This is a genomic window from Desulfovibrio subterraneus (genome assembly GCF_013340285.1).
Lineage (GTDB): Bacteria > Desulfobacterota > Desulfovibrionia > Desulfovibrionales > Desulfovibrionaceae > Halodesulfovibrio > Halodesulfovibrio subterraneus.
This window is the reverse complement of sequence record NZ_BLVO01000004.1, coordinates 351898-374566: the sequence shown is the minus strand read 5'-3', so window position 1 is coordinate 374566 and position 22669 is coordinate 351898. Positions and strand designations below refer to the sequence as shown.

At 56.6% G+C, this 22669-nt stretch carries 17 protein-coding genes and 1 tRNA gene; 13 read left to right on the top strand and 5 right to left on the bottom strand.

The window, feature by feature from the left end:
* Positions 1–20: 20 nt before the first annotated feature.
* A complete protein-coding gene (locus HUV30_RS02165; protein WP_174403748.1) occupies positions 21–593 on the top strand; it encodes a TetR/AcrR family transcriptional regulator in 573 nt (190 codons plus the stop codon).
* Between the two features lie 266 nt (positions 594–859).
* Here HUV30_RS02165 and HUV30_RS02160 read toward each other — a convergent pair whose 3' ends face one another.
* Positions 860–3295 (bottom strand): methyl-accepting chemotaxis protein, encoded by a 2436-nt coding sequence (locus HUV30_RS02160; RefSeq protein WP_205245183.1) that lies wholly within the window; start codon positions 3293–3295, stop codon positions 860–862.
* 193 nt (positions 3296–3488) lie between these two features.
* Positions 3489–4742, bottom strand: coding sequence for a GGDEF domain-containing response regulator (locus HUV30_RS02155; protein ID WP_174403746.1), 1254 nt, complete (start codon positions 4740–4742; stop codon positions 3489–3491).
* A gap of 335 nt (positions 4743–5077) precedes the next feature.
* On the opposite strand from HUV30_RS02155, the gene HUV30_RS02150 reads away from it, so the two are divergent.
* From HUV30_RS02150 to HUV30_RS02100, 11 genes are all read left to right on the top strand, one after another.
* Positions 5078–6670, top strand: coding sequence for a glycosyltransferase family 39 protein (locus HUV30_RS02150; protein WP_174403745.1), 1593 nt, complete (start codon positions 5078–5080; stop codon positions 6668–6670).
* A gap of 2 nt (positions 6671–6672) precedes the next feature.
* Complete coding sequence (locus HUV30_RS02145) at positions 6673–7233, top strand: zinc/iron-chelating domain-containing protein (protein WP_174403744.1); 561 nt, start codon at positions 6673–6675, stop codon at positions 7231–7233.
* Positions 7234–7461: 228 nt separating this feature from the next.
* Positions 7462–9888: a penicillin-binding protein 1A gene (locus HUV30_RS02140; protein ID WP_174403743.1), complete on the top strand. Its 2427-nt coding sequence runs from the start codon at positions 7462–7464 to the stop codon at positions 9886–9888.
* Positions 9889–9954: 66 nt separating this feature from the next.
* The gene (locus tag HUV30_RS02135) at positions 9955–10338 is read left to right on the top strand and encodes a cupin domain-containing protein (RefSeq protein WP_174403742.1); all 384 of its coding nucleotides are present in this window, start codon (positions 9955–9957) and stop codon (positions 10336–10338) included.
* A 204-nt stretch (positions 10339–10542) separates the two neighbouring features.
* Positions 10543–12108 carry a DUF4139 domain-containing protein gene (locus HUV30_RS02130; protein WP_174403741.1) on the top strand — a complete coding sequence of 522 codons (1566 nt, stop codon included), beginning with the start codon at positions 10543–10545 and terminating at the stop codon, positions 12106–12108.
* 118 nt (positions 12109–12226) lie between these two features.
* The gene (locus HUV30_RS02125) at positions 12227–12784 is read left to right on the top strand and encodes an RNA polymerase sigma factor (protein WP_174403740.1); all 558 of its coding nucleotides are present in this window, start codon (positions 12227–12229) and stop codon (positions 12782–12784) included.
* Positions 12784–13410, top strand: coding sequence for a glycogen-binding domain-containing protein (locus HUV30_RS02120; RefSeq protein ID WP_174403739.1), 627 nt, complete (start codon positions 12784–12786; stop codon positions 13408–13410). Before HUV30_RS02125 ends, HUV30_RS02120 begins: the two co-directional genes overlap by 1 nt.
* Positions 13400–14206 (top strand): hypothetical protein, encoded by an 807-nt coding sequence (locus tag HUV30_RS02115; RefSeq protein ID WP_174403738.1) that lies wholly within the window; start codon positions 13400–13402, stop codon positions 14204–14206. Before HUV30_RS02120 ends, HUV30_RS02115 begins: the two co-directional genes overlap by 11 nt.
* A gap of 90 nt (positions 14207–14296) precedes the next feature.
* The gene (locus HUV30_RS02110) at positions 14297–15268 is read left to right on the top strand and encodes a tetratricopeptide repeat protein (protein ID WP_174403737.1); all 972 of its coding nucleotides are present in this window, start codon (positions 14297–14299) and stop codon (positions 15266–15268) included.
* A 14-nt stretch (positions 15269–15282) separates the two neighbouring features.
* Positions 15283–16215, top strand: coding sequence for a hypothetical protein (locus HUV30_RS02105; protein ID WP_174403736.1), 933 nt, complete (start codon positions 15283–15285; stop codon positions 16213–16215).
* Positions 16216–16408: 193 nt separating this feature from the next.
* A complete protein-coding gene (locus HUV30_RS02100) occupies positions 16409–17809 on the top strand; it encodes an NAD(P)/FAD-dependent oxidoreductase (protein ID WP_174403735.1) in 1401 nt (466 codons plus the stop codon).
* A gap of 274 nt (positions 17810–18083) precedes the next feature.
* Here HUV30_RS02100 and HUV30_RS02095 read toward each other — a convergent pair whose 3' ends face one another.
* Positions 18084–18956: a hypothetical protein gene (locus tag HUV30_RS02095; protein WP_174403734.1), complete on the bottom strand. Its 873-nt coding sequence runs from the start codon at positions 18954–18956 to the stop codon at positions 18084–18086.
* A gap of 649 nt (positions 18957–19605) precedes the next feature.
* On the opposite strand from HUV30_RS02095, the gene HUV30_RS02090 reads away from it, so the two are divergent.
* Positions 19606–19683, top strand: a tRNA-Glu gene (locus HUV30_RS02090).
* A gap of 329 nt (positions 19684–20012) precedes the next feature.
* Here the strand turns inward: HUV30_RS02090 and HUV30_RS02085 are convergent.
* Positions 20013–21722 (bottom strand): GMC family oxidoreductase, encoded by a 1710-nt coding sequence (locus tag HUV30_RS02085; RefSeq protein ID WP_174403733.1) that lies wholly within the window; start codon positions 21720–21722, stop codon positions 20013–20015.
* Positions 21723–21733: 11 nt separating this feature from the next.
* A complete protein-coding gene (locus HUV30_RS02080; protein ID WP_174403732.1) occupies positions 21734–22453 on the bottom strand; it encodes a gluconate 2-dehydrogenase subunit 3 family protein in 720 nt (239 codons plus the stop codon).
* Positions 22454–22669: the final 216 nt, after the last annotated feature.

Below are 22669 nucleotides of genomic sequence, written 5' to 3'. Positions count from 1 at the left end.
AAAACCATTACGAGGCAAGAATGGCATCATCCAAAGATCTGATTCTGGAAAACGCCAAACAGCTTTTTGCTGAAAACGGATTCAAGGGCACGACGATTGCCCAGATAGCCAAGACCTCCAATGTCACGGATGCCGCAATCTACAGGCATTACAAGTCGAAACAGCAGATATTCGATGTGATTGTGGAGACGTTTCTGGCTGATTACCGCGTTCTTCTTGACCAGATTCGAGAGCGCCAGAAATCGGGCTATTGCCTGATTGAAAACCTGATACACGACTTGTGCGCGTTCATTGATCTCCGCAACATCGAGTTCAAGGTCATTCTGAACGCCTACACCACCATAGAAAGTGCCCGCAAGGCCATGGACACCTTCTACGACTATCTTGCCGAAACGGTCACTGCCTGCCTGATGCGCGGCATAAAGGACGGCACTGTCCGCAGTGATATAGCCGTGCCGCAGACCGCCGTCATCATCGCCACCCTGCTGGTGGGCGTGAACCGGCGCAGACTGTTCGGCCCGGTTGCCTCCAACCATGATACGCTTGCGCAGGATACGGTAGTGTTCTGCCAGAGCGCCATCAGGAGCTTCTGATCCCGCCTGCGGGACGATGCAGCCAATAATAAATGGGGCGCACCGTGCATATGCGGTGCGCCCCGTTTTTGTTTCTACTGTCCGGAATACGTATTCCTCAGACTGCTGACACAGCCATTTCTGGTATTTTGGGGCTCCCCCGGGCAGGAACCTGACGTTCCTGCACCTCGTATGAGCGATGAAAATCCGTTTATTGACCGCAGTTCCGGCTTAACGGGAATATGGTTTTACTGAAAACGGAGGTTTGTCATTACCCTTCGGAATACTTATTCTTTCTGCATTTCCTGAATGAGGCTTCTCAGTTCCTGCGCCAGCCTGGCAAGGTCTGCCACTGCTTCGGAGGAACGGGTCATGTTCTGCGCTGTTTCCGAGGCAATGACGCTTATTTCTTCCGCAGCCTGACTGATCTCTTCACTGGTGGCGGACTGTTCTTCGGCCGCCGTTGCAATGTCGCGCACGTTGTCGCCCGTCTGTTCAATGACAGAGACTATGTCGCGCAGCGCCTTACCTGCCTCTCCGGCAAGGCCTGTCGTACTGTCAATGGATTGGGAGGCAAGGTCCATTTCGTCGATATTTCTGCGGGTGCCTTGCTGTATGGCAGTTACCGCGGCGTCCACCTCTCTGGTAGCCGTCATGGTCTTTTCCGCAAGTTTGCGTACCTCGTCGGCGACAACGGCAAACCCTCTGCCTGCCTCGCCTGCACGGGCGGCTTCAATGGCTGCGTTCAGGGCCAGAAGGTTGGTCTGGTCCGCAATGTCGGAAATGACTCCCATGATCTTGCCTATGCCGTCTGCCTGCACGCCGAGTTCGGCCAGCAGCACCTTGAGGGTATCGGATTTCTGACGGACATCGCTGATGGAGGAGACAAGGTTTTCCACCACGCCGCTGCCGTGGCGGGCGGTGCTGATGGCCTCACCTGCATTTTGAGACGCTGTGGATGCGGCCTGCGCCACTTCCAGCGTGGCAATGTTCATCTGTTCTATGGCGGTGGTCGCCTGCCCTGTCCGCTCGCGCTGCATTTCTGATCCGCGTGCGGATTCCTCTATCTGCTCCGCAAGCGCTTCTGCGGCGGAATTGACCTGTTCGGAAATGGCATCCGCGTCCTGCGCCGCTTTGCCGATGGTGTCGTTCTTGCGCCGCATGGCTTCCTGCTGCCGGCGCAGTTCGGTCATGTCCACAATAAGCTCAATGCAGCCTATGAGAGCGTTATCCAGATCGTACAGGGGAGTCGCCACCGAACGGGAAATGCGGGTGTTGCCACGCAGGGTTTGCATGGTGCCTTCTTCATCCAGCGTACGTTCCTCGCGGATGGCACGGGTGGAGTAGGTGTCCCGTTTTTCGCCGTAAATGAATTCCCCCACATGCATGCCGATGAATGATTCCGGCTGTCCTTCCCGCTCCACGTGGTTCACCATGGACTGATTCACGAAGGTGATGCAGTCCTTTCTGTCTGTGGTGACAACGGCAATGGGAATGGCCTTGAGCACGCCCTGTGCAAAGCCGAGGCGTACCTTGAGTTCGCCGACCATGGTGCAGATGTCGCTTGAAAGTTCTCCCAGTTCCCCCTGAAGAGTGCAGGCCACTTCGCTTCCGAGTTTGCCCTGGGCTATGTCACGTGCGTAGTCCTGAACTATTTTGAGAGGAACCGTGATGGAGTTGGCTACCAGAATGGCAGCCAGTGCAACCAGCACTGCCGTTACGAGCAGCATGATCGCCACAGAGGTGAACAGGTGCGTTATGGGGGCCTGCACCTCGTCCTTGTAAATGTCGGCCACCAGCGCCCATGTCATGTTCCCCACTTTGACGGGACCGTATGCGGCAAGGGTATCCATGCCTGCAAAGTCGGACGCCTCTCCGGAGCCGGATGCCCCCTCAAGCGCGGATTTGACCGGCTGTGTCATTATGCCGTTGGCTTCGGGCGTGCCCTTGAACGATTCGTTCACGGTGCGCTTTGCCTGATCTCGCCACGAGTCGGAACGCATGCGGAAGTCGCTGCCCACCAGATAGGTTTCGCCGCTCTCGCCCATGCCCTCGCGTTCGAGCATGATGTTGCTCAGGGCGTTCAGGTTCATGCGAAAGAGCACGGCCCCCATGAGGGTTTCACCGTTGAAGATGGGCGCGGCAATGAACTGGGCCGGGGTGCCGTCGTCCGGTGCATAGGGCTGCATGTCGCCAATGACTGTGTTCTTGCCCTTCAGGGCTTCACCGAGCAGCGAGGTGAGAATGCTGCCGGAGTCTTCTGCCGAAGAGCCTAGATCCGTGCCTTTGCGGGCGCTGTAACATATCTGCCCGTTCTCCACGGTGACAAAGAGCAGATCTCTCAATCCGTTGCTTTGCTGAAAATTTGTGATGGCTTCGTCATAGCGCCGCATGACGGATTTATAGGAGTTGGGCGCTTCCACTTCGCCGTTGCCCAGTCCCTTGACCTTGCCCCCGGCGCTGCCCCCCGCCGCCATGAATGCGCTGCGAAATTTGGCAAAGGCTTCGATGAAGTAGGGGTTCTGCACAAACACCTGTGCGGTTCCTGCCTGCTGGCTGAAGAAGCGTTCCACCTGTGTGGTTTTGATACGCTGGGCCGTGGTGAGCTGGGCAAGGCTCTTGTCCATGAGGGACTGGCTGGAAAGCCGCGCTGTCCATAACCCGATGATGATTGCCGGCAGTGCGCCGACGAGGAGAAAGAGGCCGATCAATTTTGGGCGCATGCGGAGGTTGGCGAAAAAGTTCATCTCTTTCCCTTTGAAGCTACTGTTGCGGCTGCTTTGCGATGGTTGCACCGTCGGGAGTGTGTACCTCTGTCCGCAATGGAGGCCGGTTGCGGTGCGTGTATTCAGGTTTGCAATACTCTTGCAGATATCGATTGTCGCTGCAACAGGGTGAGCGGATTAATCATCCCGCTCATTGAGGCGGACAAAATTGTATGCGGTTTCTCCCTGAACGCTTGGCCTCGTATAGCCGCTGGTCCGCAGCATTGAGCGTGTCGTCAAGCCCGTAGGGTGTTGCGCGCGCAACCCCTATGGACACGGTGAAGGAAAATGCTGTTTCTTCATATGGAATCTGCAGCGCCTCCACTGAGGAACGGAAGACTTCAAGTTGTTCCAGTGCGATGGAATGAGGCACTGTGTCGGGAAAGAGGATGCAGAATTCCTCGCCGCCGTATCTGGCGGTTATGCATGGCGGTGGAAACTGGCGGGTGATGAGATCGCCCATGCAGCGAAGGGCAAGGTCACCCCCTGCGTGTCCGTAAGTGTCGTTGACCTTCTTGAAGTGATCTATATCGAGCATGGCGGCTGTTACGCGGCCGGATTCCCCGGCTTTTTCAATGAGTCTGCCGCCTTCTTTGAACAACATGCGCCGGTTGTAGAGTCCCGTGAGCGGATCTTTTTCAGAAAGGTCGCGGTTGATCCTGATAAGGTCGAGCATGTTCAGGTTCATGTGGATGCGGCAGAGCAGTTCCTCAAAGGATGCCGCCTTGGGGATGAAGTCGTTGGCACCATAGCGCAGAAACTGGGCCGCGAGGTCTTCTTCCAGTCCGGTGGTGACGATGATGGCAACCCTGTCCTGCGCATAGCGTGCGCGCACGGCTTCCGTAAGCTGAAATCCGTCCATGAGGGGCATGTTGTAGTCGGAAAGGATGAGCTGGATATCGGGGTTTTCTTCCAGCACTTCAAGGGCCTGAACGCCGTTGCATGCCTCCAGCACCTGCAGGCGTTGCCGGGTGAGCATGTCTACCAATCCCTTGCGGTAGGTGTTTGAATCGTCCACCACGAGCACCTTGGTTTTCTCGTTCCTGAGCAGTCTTTCGACCACCCCGATGAGATACTGAATGTCGCGGGTGCCGCGTTTGAGCACATAGTCGCTTATGGGTTTGTGCAGCATCTGAAGGCGGGAGGCTTTCGTCAATCCGGCGCTGACCACCACGCAGGGCAGCCGGTAGCTCATGACCATGTCCACGGCTTCACCCGCCGGTGCGTCGGGGAGGTTCAGGTCGCACAGCACAATGGTATAGGCGGCGGGGTCGGGCTGAATGTAGCCTTCAGCCTCGGTCATGTTCATGGCAATGTCGCAGGCAATGCCCAGACGTTCCATAATGGCATGCTGGATGAGTTTGGCGGTGGATCTGCTATCTTCGATGATGAGTATCTTGTGCATATCTTTGCCACCTGTTGCGAGTGGATTAGAAAAACCCATGGTTTCCAAATTAGCATGCCCGCCACGTTCACTCTAGGATAACTTGGGATAAAGCGGGGCAAGTTAGGGTAAATCAAGACAAGTCGGGAGAAGTCGGCATTCTGGACACGTGCGGGATGAGGGGGTAAGGTGGCTCGCCCGATATGTTTCGGCAAAGCTTCATGCCTGCTGCATCATAGTTGTTACGTGCCTGGTTTGGCCCGCTGGTTCGGCCCGCTGCTTAGATCTGTGGCGCAAACCTTGGCACGGGCCGGAAAAAACAGGGCTCAGATACCCAAGACCAGAGAGGTTTCTTCTTGCAAAATGCTCCCTTCTGGCAGCGGCGGCCGGTTCTGGCCGCTGCCGCCATTATCGCGATAACAACGGCAGTGCGCCTGTGGTTTGTTGCCAGTTCCCAGCTTGATCTTGTGCAGGATGAAGCCCAGTATTGGGACTGGGCGCGCAGGCTGCAGCTTTCATACTATTCCAAAGGTCCCCTCATTGCGTGGGTGATTCATCTGTGGACTGCCGTCTTCGGTGATACGGAGCTGGGGGTGCGTTTCGGTGCGGTGCTGCATTCGTTCCTTGCCCAGATCATTCTCTATTTCGGCGTTGCACGCGTGTTCCGCAAGCCTTCGGTGGCGTTGTGGACCCTCGTGATAGCCAACACCACGCCGTTGTTCCTGGTTTCCGGCATACTCATGACCACGGACAGCCCGCTGCTGGTCTGCTGGGCCACGGCCCTTTTCGCCCTGTATGCGGCGGGAGAACGCGAAGATTCCCTGTGGCCCTATCTGCTGCTGGCCGGCAGCATGGCACTGGGTATTCTGGCAAAGTACATGATGCTTGCCATGATCGGCGTTGCCGTTCTCTACATGCTCGGTCTCTACCGGCACAGAATGCTCTCGCGCCGGTTTGCCGTGCGCGCGCTGCTTGCCATGGCGGCAGGAACAGCCATCGGGTTTGCTCCTATTTTGTTATGGAACATGCAGAACGACTGGGTGGGCTTCAAGCACGTAACCACGCTGGCGGGGCTCACGCCGTCCAAGCCCAAGCCGCTTATCCGCTTTGACAGGTTCCCCGAATACTTCGGCGCGCAGATAGGTCTCATCACCCCGTGGTGGTTTGCCTTCATGCTTGCGGGGGCATGGCGGGCCCTCATGCTGGGCTGGAAGGGGGCATCGCAGGAAGGGGTGCGCGAAGACAGAACCCACGTGCGGCAGGCCATGCTGCTTGCTGCCGCCTTCTGGATGCTGTGGGGCTTTTTCATCATCTGGAGCTTCCATACCCGCATTTACCCCAACTGGTCTGCCATGAGCTATGTGGCGGGCATCATCCTTGCGGCAACGGCGGCCGAGCGCGGGTCCCTCATGCTGCGGCGTGCCGCGGTGAGCGCCCGCAAGGGCAGAATCTCTTTCCGGCGGATATGCATCATTCTGGGGTGCGTCATTTTTGTAGCGGTGCACAGTCTGCCGTATCTGCCCCTGCCGGAAAAGATCAATCCTGCCGTGAGGTTGATGGGTTGGCATGACCTTGGCAATAAGCTCGACGTACTGCGCAAGGGGCTGCCGGACCCCGACAAGGTGTTCTATTTCGCCAGTTCCTACGACCTGACCGCCTCCCTTGCCTTTTATGCACCGGGAAAGCCGATCACCTATTGTGCCGACTTCGGCAGGCGCATGAGCCAGTATGACATCTGGCCCGGCCCGCAGGACAAGAAGGGCTGGGATGCCCTGTATATCTGCAAGCGTCGGCAGGAGATCGTACCTCAGTTTGCGGACATGTTTGAAGATTATTCCTTTATCGAGTATCAGACTAATCACGATGGCCGGAAGGGTCGGTCCTTCTTCATCGTAACCCTCAGGAATTTCAAGGGCGTATGGCCCAGAGAAAGCTTTGGAGCATTTTAGCAATGCAGAATGACGGCCCCTGTTATCTGACGTCGCCTGAAGACCCGCATGTCTGTGCCCGCTGTGCAGGCATGGGGCCTACCTGCTGTCATGTGACACCGGGCAACGAGGAGTTCTGTTTTCCCCTTTCCCGTTCGGAATGGGAACGCATAGTGGACTATCGCAGCGATGAGGGCGGCTTTGCCGAAGAAGGTAACTCCCGCCCCTTTGTGGACACCATGCGCCGCCTTTTCCCTATGCACGACCTTGAGATCGAGGACATGTTCCCGCCGCATGGTTCGCATATGCGCCTTGCCTCCGACGACGAGGGATATTGTGCTTTTCTCACATCCGACGGATGCAGGCTGCCGCGTGAGGTGCGTCCGTGGTTCTGCCTGCTGTTCCCGTTCTGGGTGCGGGGGCGGATGATGACCATGTTCACGGCTTCGGACTGTCTTGTCTGCCGCGAAACCAGGACGCTGGAAGAATCTCTTGCCCTCATAGGAGTGACCGCCAAGGAAGTGCGGTATATCTTCGGCAGGCTTAAGATAGCGTGGGGGCTTGCCCCGGAGACTGAAGAATAGCAAAAATGCGCTGCGCTTTGCTGTTTACTGTTCGGTATGTTTGATGAATTTTGGAAGATGCGGCCGAAGCGGAAGATTGCTTCCGCAGGAAATTCCCGGCTGTTACCCCTTCCGCCTGTTGCCTTGTTCGGCCCAAGGGTCTACTAGGTGGGCGGACGAATAACGATGCGGTGTTTTGCATTCTGCTGCCGCTTCAACTTGAACTGAGCTCGAATCAGAGAATATGATATGAAAAAGTACCTGATGTATGGCGCCATTATGCTGGCGCTGTGCGCCGCCCTTGGTGCGCTGGGGCTGTCCGGCCTGTACTGGTGGGCTTCCAAGGATCTGCCCGGATTCACCAAGATCGCTGACTACCGTCCCCCGTTGGTTACCACCGTATACTGTCGTGACGGTTCCGTGCTCGGCTATTTCTACCGCGAAAAGCGCTTCCTCGTTTCGCTGGATCACATGTCTCCCAAGTTGCCCATGAGCTTTCTTGCGGCCGAGGACGACAGTTTTTATCAGCATGACGGCATAGATCCCCGCGCGATAATGCGTGCCTTTGTGAAAAACATGCAGGCAGGCTCCATCAAGCAGGGTGGCTCCACCATTACGCAGCAGATCATCAAGCAGCTGCTGTTGACATCCGAAAAGAAGTATGAGCGCAAGGTCAAGGAAGCCATTCTGGCCTACCGTCTTGAGCGCTACCTCAGCAAGGATGAAATCCTCACCATCTACCTGAACCAGATATATCTGGGCGGTGGATCCTATGGTGTGGAAGCTGCGGCCCGCACTTATTTCGGCAAGCACGCCAACGAGCTTACCCTTGCCGAATGTGCGCTGCTCGCCGGACTTACCCAGTCGCCTTCCAAATACAACCCCCTGCGCAACCCCGAACTGGCTGTGGCCCGTCAGCACTACGTGCTCGGCCGCATGCTTGAGCTGCAGTGGATCACGCAGCCTGAGTATGAAGAAGCCATGGCGCAGGAGCTTGTCTACAAGAGCATGGAAGATCCCAGCTGGCAGCAGGGCGCATGGTATCTTGAAGAAGTGCGCCGCCGGCTTATTGATTTTCTCAGCGAAGAAAATATGCAGCGTCTTGGCGTGAGCCTTTCGCGCTACGGCGAAGATGCCGTGTATGAATCCGGCCTGCATATCTATACCGCAGTAGACATGCACCACCAGGTCGCGGCGGAAGCCGCCCTGCGCAAGGGGCTTGAAGATTCTTCCAAGCGTCGCGGCTGGGCAGGCCCCTTGCGCAAGCTTGCCAAGGGAGAGTATGACGACTTTTTGCAGCAGGAGGCCGTTTCTCCCGGCGCCCTCGAAGACGGCGCATGGATGAAGGTGCTTGTCACCTCCGTGGATGCCAACGGTGCCAATGTGCGCCTTGGCGCGTACAGGGGCTATATTCCTGTTACCACCATGCACTGGTGTCGCAAGCCTGATCCCAAATTGGCGACTGATCAGGTGCCTTCCATCAAAGATGCCCGTCAGGTTGTCGAACCCGGTGACGTGGTATGGGCTTCCGTAAGCCTGCCCAAGGAGCGCAAGGATGACTGGAATCCCGCAGAACTTTCTGCGGACGAGGTTGTTCCACTGGCCCTTGAGCAATATCCCGCCGTGCAGGGGGCCGTGGTTGCCATGGACCCCGTGAACGGTGACGTACTGGCGCTGGTAGGGGGCTACTCCTTCGCCGACAGCCAGTTCAACCGCGCCACGCAGGCCAAGCGTCAGCCCGGTTCGGCCTTCAAGCCCATAGTATATTCCACGGCCATGGATCACGGCTTCACTCCGGCATCCATCGTGCTTGATGCTCCCATAGTTTACACGGACGAAGCCACCTCCAAGGTGTGGCGTCCCGAGAACTTTGAAGGCACCTTCTCCGGCCCCATGCTGCTGCGCACGGCGCTGGTGAAATCGCGCAACCTCTGTACCATCCGCGTGGCCCAGAAGGTGGGCATTCCCGCCATTGTGGAACGGGCCAAGGCCATGGGGCTTGAAGGGCCCTTTGCCAACAACCTTTCCGTGAGCCTTGGTGCGGTGGAAGTGACCCCCCTGAACCTGACGGAGGCATACACTGCCTTTGCCCGTGGCGGCTCGTGGATCAATCACCGCGTCATCCGTTCCATTCAGGATGCGTGGGGTGAAACCATTGCCGAGTTCAAGTCCGAGAGCCATGAAGCCATGAGCCCGCAGACGGCTTACATCATGGCCAGTCTGCTCAAGGAAGTTGTGCGCGACGGCACCGGTGCCCGCCTCAAGGTGTTGAACCGTCCCATCGGCGGCAAGACCGGCACCACCAACGATGAACAGGATGCATGGTTCATGGGCGTGACGCCCTACCTGGTTTCCGCTGCCTATGTGGGCTTTGACCAGCTCACCCCCATGGGCAAGTGGGAAACCGGCTCCAGAGCCGCATCGCCCATCATCAGGGACTACCGTCTCGCCGTGGAAGACAGTTATCCTGTCATGGACTTCCCCATGCCTCCCGGCATTGTGCAGGTGCAGATTGACGGCAAGACCGGTCAGCTTGCAGGCAGCGCTTCGGATGAAACCTACTTCCTGCCTTTCAAGGAAGGGACCCAGCCTTCAGTCATTTCCGGCACTCCGCTCCGGCGCGGACAGCAGGATGATGCAACCAGCGGCGAAGAACTGCTCAAGCAGATGTTCTAACCGCAGCCATATTGAATATCACAGCGCCCCCGTGCAACACACGGGGGCGTTTGTTTGAGAGGTGCCATGAAAACAGCCTATGCCACTATTCCTGCCTATGTGACAAAGGACGGCTCCGTCATCCGCGAGCTGATGCATCCTGCCGTGCACGGCAACAGCAACCAGTCGCTTGCAGAGGCTGAAGTGCCGCAAGGCACGGAAACCTTTCTGCATATCCACCGGCACACCGAAGAGCTGTATCACGTCACGGCAGGTACCGGCCGGATGACACTGGGCGATGAGGTTTTCAGCGTGCAGGCGGGGGATACGGTACTTATCAGACCGGGCATAGCGCACCGCATTGCCTGCACGGGCAGCGGCCCTTTGCGTATTCTGTGCTGCTGTTCTCCTGCCTATGCGCACGACGATACGCATCTGGTAGCCGACCCGCTTCAGGCGGAACACAGGTAGCAGTCTGCGCCGGATAGACAAACGTCCTGCCCTTGCGTTTCCCGCCGTCTATCTGCATGGCTGGCCGGAAACACTGTGTCCGGCTGCGGCGCACTCCGGTTGAAGAAGGGGCGTCGCCACTGCTTTTTGTCGTGATCTCCGTTGTGGCAACTTGGCGGAAAAATGTGTTAGGGTACCCATTATTCAGCGAATAAAGGAGTAATCATGACACTACGCTATCATACATCCTTCAAGGCATTCTCCACCCTGTGGGTGTTGCTGGTTCTGTTTGCAACGCCTGCATGGACAGCGGAAAAGCCTGTTTCTCCCGATTCCGTGACGCTGTTCCCCGGGCGTGCGCTGCTTGAATGCAGCGAGTCGCTTCCCCAGACCGTACTTCCCGACGGGCAGCGGGGTATTCTTGTAACCCTGCCCGCCAACGCTGATCCCGATACCCTGCGTTTATCCACGCGCTCCGGTTCTCCCGTTGATGTGCGGTGGGAGAGGGTGCCCGCCCTTGATCAGGGAACCGTTCAGGCCATGCGTAAGGAGCTTGTTTCCAAACGACGTGACCTTGCGGTGATGACCGGCGAACTGCAGACCATTGAATCCCGCATTTCCCTGTGGAGTGATACCCCCGCGGACGGCGCAGCAGCTGCCGAGATGGAACGTCTTGATGCTGCCATGAGCAAGCACCTTGCCACCCTGTACCGAACCCGTTTTGAAGTGCAGGAAAAGCAGGTCGCGCTGGAAGCGGAAGTGGCGGCCCTGCAGGAAGCGCTGGATAAGGCTGTCGGTGCCGACAGGCAGGTCTGGCAGGTGCAGGCCGCGCTGGTTAATGCGCCCGCCACCGTGGATGTTCGCTACAGCTATGTTCTTGGCGGGTGTAACTGGCAGCCGCTGTACCGCTTCGAGGCGCTGCCCGATCAGGGCAAGGTGGCCTTCACATTCACCGCAGAGATAGAGCAGTCTTCCGGCCTGGACTGGAAAAACGCCGAGGTATCCCTTGCCACGGTTGAACGCTTTGTTTCGCTTGTGCCGCCGTCTCTGCCTGAATGGCGGGTGGAAGAGCGCCAGATTATGGCGTATGCCGCAAGCGCAGACGCTGTTTCCGTTGAGCGCATGGCGGAAGAGGCGCCTGTCATGATGAAGGCTGCTGCCCCCGCACCCAGAAAGGTTGAGCGCGGCAACTATGCCGTGTGGGAGCTGGGCCGCAAGACCATTCCCGCCGGTCGCCTTGTCACGCTGCCGGTGCAGGCGGAATACTGGCGGGCAGACTTCCTCTACACCGCACGTCCTTCTGCCGACAGCAAGGCGTATCTTACCGCGAAAAGCATACTGCCGGAACCGCGTGAACTGCCGCGCGGCACGGCCATGTTCCTCGTGGACGGGGCACTTATCGGCAAGCGCTCATACAACCTTTCCGGAACGGATGTGGATCTGTTCTTCGGAGCCGACCCGCTGGTGACGGCAACCATGAAGCTGCTTGAAAAGCAGTCGGGCGACAAGGGCATCATCGGTCGCAAGCAGACCATGATCTGGGCGTGGGAGATTGTTCTGCGCAACAACCGCAGCCACGCGGTGACCCTTGTGGCGGAAGATCCCGAACCGCAGTCCGGCCATTCCGATATCCGCATCGAAACCGAATCAGTCCCGCGTCCCGAAAAGGGCGACGACCACATGCTGATCTGGAAGACCGAGCTGGCGCCCAAGGGCGAGTCGGTCATCCGGCATACCGTGACCGTGACCGCGCCCAGGGATATGGATGTGGATTACGGCAGAGGCCGCTAGACCATTTGCCTATGACAGAAAGCCCGCATTTGCGGGCTTTCGTTTTTCTGCCGGAATAATGTGACGTAAGGCGTCCGGATGACGTATAGGAGGTATACCCCTGTTTCGGATTAAACACATGCGAGATACATCAAACGCCATTCAAGGCGCATCCAGAGATGCTGAGATCGTCCGGGATGTTCTGGACGGTAACGTGGACGCTTTTTCGTTGTTGGTGCTCCGGTACCAGCAACGGGCGTATGCCATGGTCTTTCGTGCCGTCCGTTCCGCTTCGCTGGCTGCAGACTTGACGCAGGATGCGTTCATTCAGGCGTACGAGAAACTTGAACAGTTCTCGCCGGGCCGTCCCTTCTATCCGTGGCTGCATGCCATCGCCCTCAATATCGTCCGTGACCATTACCGGAAGGAAGGCCGTCAGGATATCCTGCATGTGGATATCGATTCCGTGACCACCATTGCCGATGAACCGCCTGCGGAAGCACGGCTCGACATGGACAGGGCGGTTGCCGCGCTGGAACAGCTGCCCATTCTGTACAGGGAGGCGCTGATTCTCCGCTACAGGGAAGAATATGAATTTACCGAAGTTGCCCGCGCGCTGAATATCGGTCTGAGCGCGGCAAAGATGCGCGTCAAGCGGGGGCTTGAGCTCCTGCGCGACATGATCGGAGGTGAATAATGCATACACCGGATAAAAGAGAACGGGAATATCCCGCTGGATTGTACGAGGCCATTCGCGGCTATGAGGATGCCAAGGCTCCGGCTGAGCTGCTGCCCGGCATACTTAACGGCCTCAAGCCCAGGCGCCTCTCGCTCTGGCAGCGGCTGCTGCGTCTTATGCGTGAGCCTGTTACCGTGAGTTTTACGCCCGCAAGAGGGATTGCAACTGTGGCTGTGCTGGCTGTTGCGCTTATGTCGCTTCAGCTTGTGTGGTATGGGGCAGAGGCTCCTGTTGCGGAGCGGACATCCGTATTGCTCGCAGAAAGGGCTGTTGCGGTGCCTGATGCTGCACACGGCACAGCGCCTGTGCGTTTTGTGCTTGCAGATGAACTGCGCCGCAACCACTCTGTTGCGGTGATCGGTTCGTTCAACCAGTGGCAGGATGGCGGCTATTCCATGCGCTACGACACTGCCGCCAAGGTATGGGTGCTGGACCTCATGCTTCCCAGAGGGGAGTATGAATACGTCTTTCTGGTCGACGGCCGCATGACCATTCCTGATCCGGGAATAAGTCTGGTGCGGGAAGACAACTTCGGCAGCCGCAATTCCGTGCTGTATGTGGGGGACGAAACGCGTGAAATATGAACGTCGTCTTGTCATGTGCTGGCTCTGGGGGCTGCTGGCCCTCGGCCTGTTCTGGACCACTCCTGATCTTCATGCCGCCCCGCAGTCCGGACAGACTGCGGAACTGGCGGATGCCGCTGCGGCTGTGCGTCAGTGCGGTGTGTCTTCGCCGCTGGTTGACCGCATTCTGGCGGAATCCGTTGAAGGCAGAATGACGGGAGAGGATGTCTTGTCTCTGCTTGCCGCGCTTGATCGTGCCTGTGCAAGCGGTGTTCCCCTGTATCCTCTGGAAGCCAAGGTGGAAGAGGGGCTGGGCAAGAGGGTGCCTGCCATACGGATTGTTCCCGTGCTCGTGACATTGCAGGAAAGCCTGCAAAGAACGTCCCTGGCCCTGCATGCAGGGGGAAGAGCCGTTTCGGATGAGGATGTGGCAACCATCGCCACTGCCGTTTCGCAGGGGCTGCCGTTTGATATCGTTGTCAGGCTGTTGCGGGAGTATCCTGCGGCTCCGGGGGCGGATGTGGCCGCTGCCGTGAAGCTGGCAGGGCAGCTGCGCAAGGCTGGCGTGGCCGATGGTGATGTGAACGCATTCCTTGATGCAGGGCTGGTAACCGAAGGGGTTATGCCCCGTTGGGGCGGCTTCCCGCGTTTGTTCATGCTGGCCCGCAGGCAGGGCGTGGATGCGGAATCCGTCATGTCACAGGCACAGCAGCTGCTGCGCGAAGGCGGCACACTGCCTGAGCTGTATAACGCGCTGGGCATTACCTCGCGTGATATCCGCCAGGGTACCGGCGGGTCAGGGCACGTTTCGCAATAGATGTTTTGAAAAAGATATGTGACCATGAGCAGTGTTCTTACGTATAGTATTGTAAGAACCTGTAGGACAGATTGTATCTGAGAGGTTCTGATGAGTAAAATGTCTTCATGGAAAGTTGTTGTGCTGATTGTTGTGATGTCTGTTGCGGCAGGATGCACAGTTGTAAAAGGGCCATACTACCTGAATACGAAAAAATACAGTGAAGGAATTCACGATTTTTCGTCCATTCTGGCAGAAGACCCTCAGAATGCCGAAGCACTTTATTACATGGCCCGCCTGTATATGGCCGATGACAAGCCCGAGCAGGCCATGCCGTATATTACCCGGGCGGTGGCTCTGGAGCCGGGCAATGATACCTACCTGTTTTGGAAAGGCATCAACCACTGGGCGCTCATGGAATATGATGAAGAGCTCCGGTCGTATGAAAAAGCGCTGGAGCTGAATCCCCGGAATTCCTACGCCCGCCTGTACATGGGGCACAACCTGCTGGACAGGGAAGATTGGAAGGGAGCCCTGCAGGCGTATGATCAGGTGCTCGCGAGCGACCGCTATGACCCTGATGCGCTTTACAACCGCCCCCGCGCTTTGCACGGACTCGGCAAGCTGGCGGAAGAGCGGAGCGCATGGCTGACTTATCTCAAGTCCTATCCCGACGGGGCCTTGGCCCTGCGTGCGGTGGATGGTCTGAATGCCCTGGGTGAGTTCTCGTGGAGAAATTTTTATATCGGCAAGCGACGGGTAAGTTTTGAAGCAGTGCAGTTTGAACCCGGCACCGATGTTTTGAAGGATGACACCAAACCCTCTCTGCAATTGCTGGCTGCCATGCTTGGCAACTCCAGACAGCTGAGGGTGCATGTTGTGACGTATGTGGATGCCGCTCCCGAGTTGGCCAGAAAAAGGGCGTTGCGGATACGGGAATACATTCTTGGATATGCCGGGGGTGTTTCCCCCCGGCAGCTGCTCCTCAGCTGGTTCGGCGAACCCGAACGGGTGAAGGCAGGCGGTAAAACCAGGAACCTTAACGAGTCTGTTTCGTTCATCACCCAGGTGGAGAAGCAGTAAGTTGGAGGACTACCATGGCCAGACAAATTATTAGATCATCTTTTGCCGTGCTGCTTCTCACAATGCTGATTTTTGCCGGCGTCTCTCATGCCGCCGATGATCCCGCAGCGCCTGCAGATACCACGGCAACCGAAACGCCAAATACCACGGACACCACGGACACCACGGCAACCGATACCACGGACGACCAGACGGATACGGAAGCCGATGCCCCTGCCTTCAATAACCCCACGCAGGCAGCACGGGCCGCCAACATAGCAGCGGCCGCAGCAGCCCAGACGGATGCGGCGCTGGAAGGCGCTCTTGCCGAAGTGGCGGATGCCGAAGCAGCGCTTGCAGCCGCACAGGAAACGCAGGATGAAGCTGCCATAGCCGAGGCTCAGGCAGCCCTTGATGCCGCACGGGAAAAGGCGGACGCCGCCATGGCGGAAAGCACATCCGTGACCGAGTCTGACATAGCCGGAATGCGCGCTGCAGGTATGGGCTGGGGCCAGATAGCACATGAGCTTGGCCTGCACCCCGGTGTACTTGGCATGGGCGCAATGAAGCGTGCGCAGACCAAGGCACAGGTTTCTGCCAAGACCATGGGCGCTACCAAGGCGCAGACCAAGGCACAGGTCCGGGCCACTGTCCGGACAAAGACCAAGGCAGCGGGAACATACGGAGCCACGGTTTCCGAAACCAGGCGTAACACCAAGAGCGGTACATCCGAGCCTGCCGGTGCCAAGGGCGCATCCGCTAACGGAAAGTCCGTCGGTCTGGGCCAGAGCAAGGCTGATTCCCGCAGCGCCAGTGCCGGTAACTCCGGTGCCGGCGGAGGCAAGGGCAGCTCCAATGCCGGTGGCGGAAAGAGCAGTTCGAATTCCGGCGGCAAGGGCGGCAGTAACGGGAACGGTGGTGGAAATGGTGGCGGAAACGGTGGTGGAAACGGCGGTGGCAAGAAGTAGCCAACCCGTTGAGATCAGAAAAGCAAAACCCCGGTTATACCGGGGTTTTTTTATGGAAAACCCGCTCCATATATGCAGAAAGAATCGAGTTGACAGAAATAAAAAACCGTGTGCAAGCTAGGATAAGCCTTCGTGCGTGCCACGCTCGGGATGATGGTGCGCAGGGCAATATATATAGTGCGGAGTAATGGTAATGACCAAGAAGATGCAGTTCGATGTAGTAGTTGTGGGTGGCGGGCCTGCAGGACTTTTTGCCTCCTACTATCTGGCAGAACATTCCGGACTTTCGGTGTGCATGATTGATCGCGGCAAGAGCGTGAAAAAACGCAATTGCCCCATCGGCAAAACCCAGAAGTGTATCAAATGCAAACCCTGCCATATCCTTTCCGGTATCGGCGGCGGCGGGCTCTTTTCCGACGGCAAGCTCAACTACATTCACAAGCTGGGCAAGACCGATCTAACTCAGTTCATGTCCAAGAGCGAGGCTCAGCGGCTCATCGACGAGACGGAAGTCATCTTCAACCGGTTCAACATGGACGGCCCCGTGTTTCCGTCCGACATGGACCGCGCCAAGTCCATCCGCAAGGAAGCCCGCAAGAACGGCATTGAACTGCTCATCATCAAGCAGAAGCATCTCGGCAGCGACTGTCTGCCGGACCATATAGACGGCATGTCCCGGTATCTGGAATCCCGCGGTGTTGAAATCCGCTGCGAGGAAGAGGTGACGAAGGTGCTCGCCAAGGACGGCAAGGTGACCGGTGTTGTCACCACCCGTGGCGAATATCAGGCCAAGGCTGTGATTGTGGCCCCTGGCCGCGTGGGTGCCGACTGGGTGGGCGAAGTGTGCCGCGAGTTCGGGTTGAATGTCTCCCAGCGCGGTATCGAGGTTGGCGTGCGTGTGGAAACGCATAACGATGTCATGCGCGATATCACCGACGTGGTTTACGACCCCACCTTCTTCGTGCGCACCAAACGCTATGACGACCAGACCCGTACTTTCTGTACCAACCCCGGTGGTTTTATCGCACTGGAAAATTATCAGGATTTCGTCTGTGTGAACGGCCATGCTTTCCGCGACAAGAAGTCGGAGAACACCAACTTCGCCTTTCTGTCCAAGGTGGTGCTGACCGATCCGGTATCCGATAATACCGGCTACGGAACGGCCATCGGCAGGCTTGCCACCATCATCGGCGAGGGCAAGCCCATTCTGCAGCGTCTGGGCGACCTGCGCAGGGGACGTCGTTCAACGTGGACACGTATCACCAACGGTAACATCGAGCCGACCATGACCAACGTGGTGCCCGGCGATATTGCCATGGCCCTGCCCGAACGCATTGTGACCAACATTGTGGAAGGCCTTGAGCAGCTCAATATGGTCATTCCCGGCATTTCCGACGACAACACGCTGCTGTATGCGCCGGAAATCAAGTTCTTCGCAACGCAGGTGGAAACCAGCAACGAACTGGAAACCGCTGTGGAAGGGCTTTTTGTGGCCGGTGACGGCCCCGGCGTGGCAGGAAACATCGTTTCTGCTGCCGCCACGGGACTCATTCCTGCCAAGGAAATCATCAAGCGTCTGGAAGGCGGAGAATAACTCCGGTTCCATCGGCCTTATCCGGACGAAAGTAGCGCCGGCTCCGTACTTTTTGAACGAGCCGGATTGAACGAAATAAAAAAGCGTCGCAGACCAGTGCTGCGACGCTTTTTCATTGTTCCGTATCCGGCCGTCCCGTTGCCAAGATTCTTGGCAATTTCTGCAGGCACTTATCAGGTACTGATCAGGCACCGGTCAGAGCAATGATCGGGGCAATGATCAGGCAATGATCTGGCTGATGGTCGGGCCTGCGACCGGAGTTTTGTGTGTCATGTCACTCCCGCGGCTTCTGCTGTGTCGGGGCAAGGGAACCATAGTGGAATACGTTGGTCGCGTAGGTGACTCCCAGTGCAAACGCTGCCGCGCCAATACCCACGGCGGCATCGTAATAGGGCGGTGCGGACAGGGCAATGCGTATGAACAGCGTGGCGATGAGGTAGCCGGAGTTCCTGAACACGGCGTGGAAGCTGGGCATGTAGCGCTGCGCAATGAGCACGAGCAAAATGTCCGCAAAAATCAGTACCGTGTAGAAGGTGTGGAAGAACTCATGCCGTACGCCGTTGACCAGAAAATCCCACAGGTTGTAGGAACCCGTGGCAAGAAAGACCACAAACAGACCCAACGCGAGTATCTTTTTGGTCATGATGTAGTGGAGCTTTTCCATGGGGTCGCGCAGATACCCCTGCACACGGTGCATGCGGTAGTACAGGCCTAGGCCGATGAACACCACCAATGCTCCTACGCTGGATGTGAGTATGTGCAGCATGGCTTCCCAGTCGGCCATTACATCTATGGGTTCATGCATGTTGCTGAGTTCCTTGAAGGAGTTTCGCAACAATATGAGGGTGAGAATTTCGAACTGTTTTCCCAGCGACTTGGTCACCGATTGCGAGAGCACAAAAACAAGGCTCATCACTTCCAGCACCAGCAACATGGAAAAGGCCAGATTGACGGCGTGGAAATGGTTGTTCGGCGTAATGGCCGCAATGGATGGGGGCAGCATGCCTTGCCGTTTCAATTCAATGCAGAGCAAGCTGCCAAGAAATATGAAGATAAGCAGCTGGGCGACACGGCGTTCCGTTTTGGGATGTTCCCAAAAATGATGCAGCATGTCGAACAGATGGGTTAGCGGTTCCAGTCTGACCATGATGTCTCCAAATGAGAATGAATATGAATAGAGCAGCATAGACAATTTTGCCGGAAGTGCAAGTGCCAATAGATGGCAACCGGAATGCTGCCCCGGAGGTTGTGTTCCGTTATGTAAGGAGGGAAGACGTGGCGGACAGGGGAGGGAAGGTCTGGCTCGTATCTGCCGGAACCGGCAGTACGGATCGGGGCGGGCAAGGCATGCGGAAACAGAAAAACGCCTTGTCAGGCGCTTGCGGGCAGGGTGCAGGAAATATGATCAGGGCATTATTTTGAGTGAACTGCGGTCAGTTCATCGGGAGAGTTGCTGGGAGAACAAATAGAGAGAATCTGCCTGAAATATCTTTGAGCGGGTGGGCTCTCCCCGGCCTGTCGTACGTCATGTACCGGCTCACGGGGGCATTGTTTCAGCGGCAGATTCTCTCGTGGCGGAACTGATCTTCGGTATTAATCCTTCTCACCCTCCGTAGAAGTTAATCCGGTATATCACCAAGAAGGGATATCTCGTTCCTTTACAGCCAAAAGGTAATCACAGGCGGCCGATGGTCAAGATGGGATTTTCATGATTTTTGAAAAAGTCGGTTGACAGGGTGGGGTGAGCTTGCTTATACACCCTCTTCGCGTCGCCTGAAACGGCTGATGCATCAAGCGTCCCCATCGTCTAGCCTGGCCCAGGACACCTGCCTTTCACGCAGGCGACAGGGGTTCAAATCCCCTTGGGGACGCCAAAGAGATCAAAGGGTTACATCACACGATGTAACCCTTTTCTTGTTCGACCACATGTTTTGCCACAAGACAACTCCGAAAACGCTGGCTTAGCCACGGATTTCTGTCTGACTTGTTGCATTTCCATTCCGATTCTTTCCGTTCCGACCGTTCATCACCACAGACAATTTCTCACGCACATCGTCCAGCCCCATGCGCTTCAGGTTTCGCTCGGTCACGTTGGGTGGCTGATGCCCAATATCCGCTGTATGAACGCGACCATACCGTCCATGCGAAACGCCCCGTGCCGATATGGCGCGGGGCGTTTGATTGTCATCCGGGGAGCTGCCGGTTACGCCAGCATGCCACCTTTGCGTGCGTATTTAATAATACCTTCGGCGCATCTGAAAGCCAGCGCACCTACGGTTCCTGTGGGATTGCAGCCGCCGTTATGGGTGAAGTTGCCTGCTCCCACAACGAAGAGGTTTTCCGCATCCCAGTGTTGCATGTAGGAGTTTACCACACTGTCTTCCGGGCTCTTGCCGGTGATGGTGCCGCCGGTGTTATGCGTAGTTTGATACGGGACGATGTTGTAATCTTTGATCATCCCCTTAACCGCAATGGACTCCGGATTCATGCCTTTAACGATTTCCTCAATCTTCTTGCTGATGAAGCTAAAGAGCGCTTTGTCATGATCGGTAAAGTTGTAGGTCATGCGCAGGAGCGGCAGCCCGTAGGCATCTTTGTACGTCGGGTCCAGATCAAGGAAGTTATGTTTATGCGGCATGGACGCACCCTGTGATCCCACGCCGAGCGTACGGTTGAAGTAGTGCGTGGACTGCTTTTTGAAGTCCGCTCCCCAACGCGGCGTTCCGGAAGGCGTGGGGTTGGTGCCGATGGGGCGTTTGCCGGTCTGCGCAAGCGCGATGCTGCCACCATGGATGAAGTCCAGATTGGAGTGGTCAAATGCATCAGCATTAAAGTCGTCAATGACCATGCCAAGGGCTCCGGCTCCGGCGTACAGATTAAGGGGCTCTTTGAGGAATACGGAAGCACCGGGAGTGATTTGATAGCAGTATCCCTTGCCCAAGGTTCCCTTGCCGGTTTTGGGGTCATACATGGTGCCGATTTTTGAGGTCATCAGCAGCTTGGCATTGTTGAGCACATAGCTGGAAAGCACCACAACATCGGCAGGCTGGATGAATTCTTCCTGTGTCAGCGTGTTTACATACCGCACGCCGCTGGCCTTACCGTTCTTGTGGAGGATTTCAACCACATTGCAGTGGCAGCGGATTTCGCAGTTTCCGGTTTTCATCGCTGCGGGAATGAACGTATTGGTCGGCTGTGCTTTTGCGTCGTATTCGCAGGCAAAACGTTCGCAATATCCGCAGTATTGGCATGGGTTTAACTGCATCCCGTCCGATGTGGTGTAAGGCTCGGAAGCGATAGCAGCCGGAATGGGGTACGGATGATAGCCAAGATTCTTGGTCGATTCTTCAAAAAGCTTCATGGCAGGCGTTTTTGCCAGCGGAGGCATGGGCCAAGGCTTGGAACGCTTGCCGTCAAAGGGGCCGGGGGTACCGGAAACGCCGATGGCGTATTCGAACTGTGTAAAGTAAGGCTCCATTTCATCATACGTCAGAGGGTAGTCCTGAAGCTGATAATCGGGACCAATCTTGTTTTTTCCGTAGCGTTCTTCAGTCAGGGTTTTGATCTGAAAATCGTAGGGCTTGAAGCGGTAGTTCATTGCGTTCCAGTGCACACCGGCACCGCCAAGTCCATCGCCCAGGCAGAAGGAACCGAGACGCCGCATGGGCAAGGCCGGCATACTTTCGGAATTTCTGAAGGTGATGGTTTCTTTGGAAAGGTCCTGCATAAGGCCATAATTGATGGCATAGCGCCACTCATCATGAATTTCCAAAAAGTCTTCCAGACCCCGGGGAGCGCCACGCTCCAGGCCGACAACGCTCAGGCCAGCCTTGGCGCATTCCGCCAGGGTAACACCGCCCATGAAGCCCACGCCCACAGTAACCACATTAACTTTCTTGAGCTCTTTTGCCATGATTGCTCTCCTTACTGCATGCTGGCCAGCGAAATCGGGTCCATCTTCTCGTATTTGTCGCTTTCGATAATATCAGCGTAGCTCATCTGAGCACCCGGATATTCCTTCAGGCGCCATCCATCCATGTTATTGTTGCCGTTGTATGCGGGGTCGGCATAGGCACCTGCCAACACTGCATTGCGTAATTCTGAGAAGAAGTAGGACGACGTGAAACCTTCCGTCGGCAGTTTGCCGGCTTCACATTGTTTGAGAATTTCGTCCTGTTCTGGGCCTTTCAGATTGGAGAAATTTTTGCTGTACTGCTTGCGGGCAGCAGCGTTGATGGCAAGCAATCCCTGTTGAAAGAGGTCGCGGCGGATAAGGGCTGTCTGGGGGCCCTGCGTGGGGGCGCCCGGTGCGAACGGTCCTGCCATGTACTCCCGAGCATTATAGCCCCAGGCACCAGCCAGTTGGTTATCAATAAAATATGGTACGGCCAGATCGATGGCACCGGGGCCACGTTCATCTTTGGGGAATATGCGTTCCGCAGCGTTGGAAAGGATATCGAATTCAAACGTGTTGGTGAAAAACATTCTTGCCCGGTGCAGATTAACACCCGAATCATTCATATGGCTCGCATGCTGGGCAGCTTCTGCCGAAGGCAGGGCAATCGTGCTCAGGGCCGCGGCACCGGCTGCGATCCCCGTATTTTTAAGGAAATTACGGCGTGATACGATTATCTTCTTTGCCATTGGGATCCTCCTGATTTTGGAGGCAACGTAGCACAATATGTATTTTATGTGTTAGTAAAAAAGTTATTTATTATGCATATTGTCCCCAATATACCATAGGTATCACGATTACGTATCAAATGGCGTTACATGTATGTTAGGTATTTAGTGCGTCATATGGAGTGTGTACTGTCATGACAGTAAGGGCATAGTAACCGGGGTTATCCCGCAACGCGC